The 6,000-nt window shown below is 39.1% G+C and carries 5 protein-coding genes and 1 pseudogene; 1 reads left to right on the forward strand and 5 read right to left on the reverse strand.

The features are described 5' to 3' along the window. Positions 1-100: 100 nt before the first annotated feature. The 4 genes from BLP54_RS11265 to BLP54_RS11280 form a co-directional block, all read right to left on the reverse strand. On the reverse strand, positions 101-304 hold the full coding sequence (locus BLP54_RS11265; protein ID WP_090169718.1) for a hypothetical protein: 204 nt from the start codon (positions 302-304) through the stop codon (positions 101-103). Positions 305-639: 335 nt separating this feature from the next. Further along, positions 640-2,550: an ABC transporter ATP-binding protein gene (locus tag BLP54_RS11270; protein ID WP_090169720.1), complete on the reverse strand. Its 1,911-nt coding sequence runs from the start codon at positions 2,548-2,550 to the stop codon at positions 640-642. Next, positions 2,543-4,315: an ABC transporter ATP-binding protein gene (locus BLP54_RS11275; protein ID WP_090169722.1), complete on the reverse strand. Its 1,773-nt coding sequence runs from the start codon at positions 4,313-4,315 to the stop codon at positions 2,543-2,545. The genes BLP54_RS11270 and BLP54_RS11275 overlap by 8 nt, the downstream gene beginning before the upstream one ends. Positions 4,316-4,318: 3 nt before the next feature. Continuing rightward, on the reverse strand, positions 4,319-4,798 hold the full coding sequence (locus BLP54_RS11280; RefSeq protein WP_090169724.1) for a MarR family winged helix-turn-helix transcriptional regulator: 480 nt from the start codon (positions 4,796-4,798) through the stop codon (positions 4,319-4,321). Between the two features lie 267 nt (positions 4,799-5,065). Here BLP54_RS11280 and BLP54_RS11285 point away from each other — a divergent pair, with 267 nt between their 5' ends. Further along, a complete protein-coding gene (locus tag BLP54_RS11285) occupies positions 5,066-5,626 on the forward strand; it encodes a TetR/AcrR family transcriptional regulator (RefSeq protein WP_028247491.1) in 561 nt (186 codons plus the stop codon). A gap of 190 nt (positions 5,627-5,816) precedes the next feature. Here BLP54_RS11285 and BLP54_RS15970 read toward each other — a convergent pair. Beyond that, positions 5,817-6,000 (reverse strand): annotated as a pseudogene (locus BLP54_RS15970) (IS4 family transposase); the annotation flags it as partial.

A 6,000-nucleotide genomic window follows, 5' to 3' on the forward strand; every position in this document is an offset into this window, starting at 1 on the left:
AAATAAAAAAAGCTGAAATCGTTGCGATTTCAGCTTTACATGGTTCCTCTTATATAAACGTCAGTTATGAGGTAATCTTCCTCTAAATTCATTAATCGAATTAAGCAATATTTGCTCTTTGACAACTCTTTTCTTTATACTTACCTAAAAGGAATTCATCGATTTCTTTTAAATTTTTCTGTAACTCTTCCTTTGAAGTCTCTAGTCTAACTCTGAAGGATGGCCATACCGTAAGTTTATTTAAAGCTTCTTCTGTATCTATTTTTTCATATATTTCACAAATTTCATCTTTAAATTTAACCACGATATTGCCATCATAATTTTTCTCTTTATCAAGAAATTCCTCGAATAATTCTTTTCGTTCACATACTTTTTTATTCGAATAATTAAAAACTAGCTCTTCGTGCTCTAATACTAAAATTTTAAAATACCTCCTATCATTTTATTAGTGACCGCCGCCACCTTTTCCACCCAACCAAACTGGCATATGTCGTGTCCTCCTTTCATTTAGTTTCTTATGTCCTTGCCTTATGTGTATATAATATACAAATATATTTCTTTTTTTATTTTCAGAGTGAATGGTATGATTTCGGGAGTGAATGGAAAAAATGGCACTGCAAATTTGCAGTGCCATCCAATTTATGCATTTTGAATCTTTCCAGTATAGAGTTGATAATACTTTCCGCCTTCGCCAATGAGCTCATCATGACTTCCGCGCTCGATGATTCTACCCTGGTCAAGAACCATGATACAGTCCGAATTGCGGATAGTAGAAAGTCTGTGAGCGATAACAAAGGTTGTACGTCCGTGCATCAGCTTATCCATACCATCCTGTACAATCTTCTCTGTACGTGTATCGATAGAAGATGTAGCCTCATCAAGAATAAGTACTGGTGGATCTGCGATAGCAGCTCGAGCAATAGCAAGAAGCTGTCTCTGACCCTGTGAAAGGTTTCCACCATCACCCTTGATTACGGTGTCGTAACCCTGTGGCAATCTACGGATGAAGCTATCTGCGTTTGCAAGCTTAGCTGCTGCAATAACCTCTTCTTCTGTAGCATCCAGCTTACCGTATCGGATATTGTCTGCAATAGTACCTGTAAAAAGGTGAGTATCCTGAAGTACAATACCAAGTGACTTACGCAAATCAGCCTTCTTAATCTTATTAATATTGATTCCATCGTAACGAATCTTACCATCAGCGATATCATAGAATCTACTAATAAGATTTGTGATTGTAGTCTTACCTGCTCCAGTAGCACCAACAAAGGCAATTTTCTGACCTGGAGTAGCAAAAAGCTTGATGTTGTGAAGTACTGGCTTGTCTGGGTTGTAACTAAAGTCAACATCGTCGAATACTATGTCACCAGTGAGCTTAACGTATGTTGTTGTGCCCTCAGCTTTGTGATAATGCTTCCAAGCCCACATACCTGTACGCTCTTCACATTCTACGATTTCTCCGTTAACTTCCTTGGCGTTTACAAGCATTACATAGCCATCATCTGCCTCTGGCTCCTCATCGATAAGCTCAAATACACGCTCAGCACCAGCCATAGCAAGTACGATAGACTGAAACTGCTGTGAAATCTGATTTACAGGCATATTGAAGGCTCTGTTAAACTGAAGGAATGCTGCAAGACCACCAAGTGTAAGTCCTGTCCAACCATTTATAGCAAGCACACCACCTACTACGGCACAAGCAAGGTAACTGATATTACCCATCTGCATGTTTACAGGGCCGATACAGTTTGCAAGGCGATTTGCTTTGTATGCATTGTCGTAAAGTTCTTCATTAAGCTCGTTGAACTTCTCCATTACTTCTTCTTCATGGCAGAATACCTTTACAACCTTCTGACCATTCATAATCTCTTCGATATTACCATTTACTGCACCAAGAGCCTTCTGCTGCTTTCTGAAATAGCTACCAGAACGACCAGCTACAGCTGCTGTTGTAAAGGTAATAAGGGCAATCATAATGATAGTTACGACTGTAAGTGGCCAAGATGTAAGCACCATATATGTGAATACAGTTACGATAGTGATTGCACTGTTGAGAATCTGTGGGAAACTCTGTGAAATCATCTGGCGCATTGTATCAATATCGTTGGTGTAGATTGACATTACATCACCATGTGGGTGTGTATCGAAGTAGCGAATTGGCAAATCCTCCATCTTCTCAAACATGTCATCTCTAAGGGAACGAAGTGTACCCTGACCTACGAAAATCATTACGTAGTTGTAAACAAAGGTAGCTATTGCACCGATTGTATAGTAAGCAATAAGCTCTTTAATAGCTGCTGCAAGTGGTCCAAAATCTGTGCTACCAGACTTGAGCATTGGCACGATATAGGAATCAATAAGAGTCTGCATAAAGGCAGTTCCCTTTGCGTTGCAAATAACCGCAGTAAAAATTCCTGTAACTACAACTATCAGATGAAGCCAGTAATTGGCTCCGATGTATTTAAACAGGCGGCCAAGGACGCCTCTTCTTTTAGCCTTCTGCTCTGCTGTCAGTTTAGGAACTGCTCCTGGTTGTGGTCCTCTAGGCATTGTCCTTACCTCCTTCCTCGTCTACTTTATCGAAATCACCGCTTCCAGCACCTGTCTGCTGCTCGAAAATCTCACGGTAAATCTGATTTCTTGCTAACAATTCATCATGTGTACCAAAATCATCTATCTTTCCATCATCCATAACAATGATTCTGTCTGAATCCATAACTGAATTGATTCTCTGAGCAATGATAAGCTTTGTTGTGTTTGGAATCTCCTCACGGAAAGCCTTTCTAATCTTTGCATCAGTAGCTGTATCTACAGCTGAGGTTGAATCATCAAGAATAAGAATCTTTGGCTTCTTAAGAAGAGCTCTGGCAATACAAAGTCTCTGACGCTGTCCACCGGATACATTTGTACCACCCTGCTCGATGTGTGTGTTGTAACCATCTGGGAACTTCTCGATGAACTCGTCTGCGCAGGCAAGCTTAGCTGCGTGCTTTACTTCTTCATCTGTAGCGTTCTTATCACCCCAGCGAAGGTTCTCAGCAATAGTTCCAGAGAAAAGAACATTGTTCTGAAGAACCACAGAAACCTCATTTCTGATTGTCTCCACATCATATTCTTTTACGTTTCTACCACCAACAAGAACCTCGCCCTCGTTTACGTCATAAAGACGAGAAATCATTGAAACAAGGGTAGATTTTGCAGAACCTGTTCCACCAAGAACACCGATTGTTTCACCTGAACTAATCTCAAGATTTACATGGTCTAATACTGGACGTTCTGCGGTCTTGTTGTAACCGAAAACTACATCCTTAAACTTGATAGAGCCATCCTTTACCTCATAAACTGGGTTCTCAGGATTTGTGATTGTACTCTTCTCTTCAAGTACCTCATATATACGCTGCATGCTGGCAATTGACATTGTTATCATAATGAAAATCATAGCAAAGAACATAAGTGAGAAAAGAATGTTCATACAGTAGCTGAAAAGTGAGAGAAGCTCACCAGTTGTAAGTGTGCCATCTAATACTATAAACTTCGCACCAAACCAGCTGATAAGAATGATACATGTATAAACCACTACATTCATAAATGGCATTGTGAAAGCTACCATCTTCTCAGCTGAAGTTGCTGCCTTGTAAATACCATGGCTGCCCTCTGTAAATTTCTTCTTCTCAAACTGCTCACGTACATATGCCTTAACAACACGCATACCAGTGATGTTTTCCTGTACTGACGCATTTAAGGCATCATACTTCTTAAATAAGGTAACAAATAATGGACGTGCCTTTGCCATTACGAAGCTCATAACCGAAAGTAATACAATCATGGCAACCAAATATATAGAAGCTAAACGCACGTTGATTCTGAATGAAAGAATCATGGCAACTGCTACTGTAACAGGTGCTCTAAAGCCCATTCGAAGAATCATGATAAACGCATTCTGCACGTTTGTTACATCTGTTGTAAGTCTTGTTACAAGACCTGCTGTAGAGAACTTATCGATATTCTCAAATGAGAAGGTCTGAATGTTCTCAAACATCTTCTTACGAAGGTTCTTTGCCAAACCGGCTGATGCCTTACTTCCTAAGATTGCACCCATAATACCACCGAACAATCCTATTACGGCACATACCAGCATCTGGCCTCCAATGCTATATATTTCTGTAAGGTTACCTTTTTCAACACCCTTATCAACAAGATCTGCAATAAGAAGTGGTATAAGCATTTCCATAGCAACCTCAAGAACCATAAAGACAGGAGTCATAATAGCCGCTAGCTTGTACTCTTTAATTTCCTGCAATATTCTCTTGACCAAAATCTAATCCTCCTTCTTTTCTTCAACGTAGGATTTGTAATCCATAGCGTTTTTTCTCATTTTTTCAAGGACCTCCACCACAATCTCTATCTGCTCTGGTGGAATGTCGCTTGTAATATAATCATCAACTGCCAATATCTGAGATTCAGCAAGGTCATTAAACCTTTTCCCCGCCTCAGTGACAATGATTTGCTTTTTTCTGCCATCACCATCAACAGGTACCTTGGCAATATACCCACTCTTTTCCAGACTCTGAATCATATCTGCAAGAGTAGACTTTGGAAAGTGAAATATCTTTTCCAGGTCTTTTTGATAAACTGGCTCAGTCTGACGCTCTAAAAAACCTAACAACCAACCGTTCTTGACGTTGCAGTTTTCTGCATCTATCTCGATAACTCCTCGGTTTACAGCTTTTCTAATTTCTCGTGATGTGCAATCAAACATAAAACCCAAATGTCGTCTGCTATCAAAATCAGCAAGCATAATTTATACCCCTTTCCCCTGAATTTAGTTCGAATCCGTATAGTCCGACTCCGAACTAATTCACATTATACACTCTAAAATGTGTTCATTCAACAAACAATTTATAAAAAATCTATTAAAAATTCCCCGAGAGCCTTTTCACGTGGTATAGTAGACAGTGAACTAAGAAAAGAAATAGTTCACTTATTATGGGTTTTAGACGACATCATGTGCTTACTTCATATATATGTGTTTCGAGGGGATAAATAGTAAATAAGGAGTACAAATATGAGAGAAAGAAGTAAGGATTTAAGAGTTAGAAGAACTATCAATTCTATCAGACGTGCATTCTTCGAGCTCGTTTTAGAGAAGAATTATAATGAGATCTCTATTACCGAACTTACAGAAAGAGCTGGCATTAATAGAAAGACCTTCTATTTGCACTTTTCATCACTTGATGATTTCGTAGCTGAGATTGAAGAAGAGATTGTGGCTGACATTCTCGATCATATCGGCTCTAATGCAGAAGCATTTGATCTGGCTGGATGTATTACAAACTTTTATTTATACCTGGAGTCATGTAATGAAGTACAGCAGAAGCTTCTTTGCGATGAACACTACTCATTCTTCTATGAGTCTGTTACAGAGGGTGTTCTTCGAAGCGTACCATTCTCAAGATTCTTCGAGCGTACAGAATATCCTTCAATCGTACGTTCATACACCATCTCTATTACCTTCATTTATAGAGATTGGCTTAAGAGTGGCAAGCAGATTCCATTTGATGTTCTTACAGCACAGGCTAGTAAGATTGTTGAGAATGGATATGCTGGAATTATTAGAAAGAAATAAATCAGAATCAAGAATCCAACTAAAAAGTGGCCCGGGTTATCCCAATGTCATTAAGTTAACATTGGGGCCGAGGGCAAAATGAATTAAAGAGGATGTTGGAATAGTTCCTTCATCCTCTTTTTTCATACTTTTTCCACGTCAAAAAGACGGATTAGAATCCGCCTTATAATAGCGTGTAAAATGTAAAGCTTTATGCTACTCTATAAAGGAAACCTCTGAAAATTCTTGCAGACTCGTATCTTACACGGTGCCTGTCTGGTCTAATGGGTACAAGATTTCTTGAAATGATGGTTTCCAAATCAGGTGGAGATGTTATACCACGGTAATACTTTCTGCACATGTGAGCAGCAACTGAAAAGTTGGCTTTATATGTA

The organism is Pseudobutyrivibrio sp. 49 (assembly GCF_900100545.1).
Lineage (GTDB): Bacteria > Bacillota > Clostridia > Lachnospirales > Lachnospiraceae > Pseudobutyrivibrio.

Bases quoted from the DNA above. Each gene is read 5' to 3' on its own strand.
- BLP54_RS11270 (WP_090169720.1), bottom strand. From the start codon at position 2,550: ATGCCTAGAGGACCACAACCAGGAGCAGTTCCTAAACTGACAGCAGAG.
- BLP54_RS11280 (WP_090169724.1), bottom strand. From the start codon at position 4,798: ATGCTTGCTGATTTTGATAGCAGACGACATTTGGGTTTTATGTTTGAT.
- BLP54_RS11285 (WP_028247491.1), top strand. From the start codon at position 5,066: ATGAGAGAAAGAAGTAAGGATTTAAGAGTTAGAAGAACTATCAATTCT.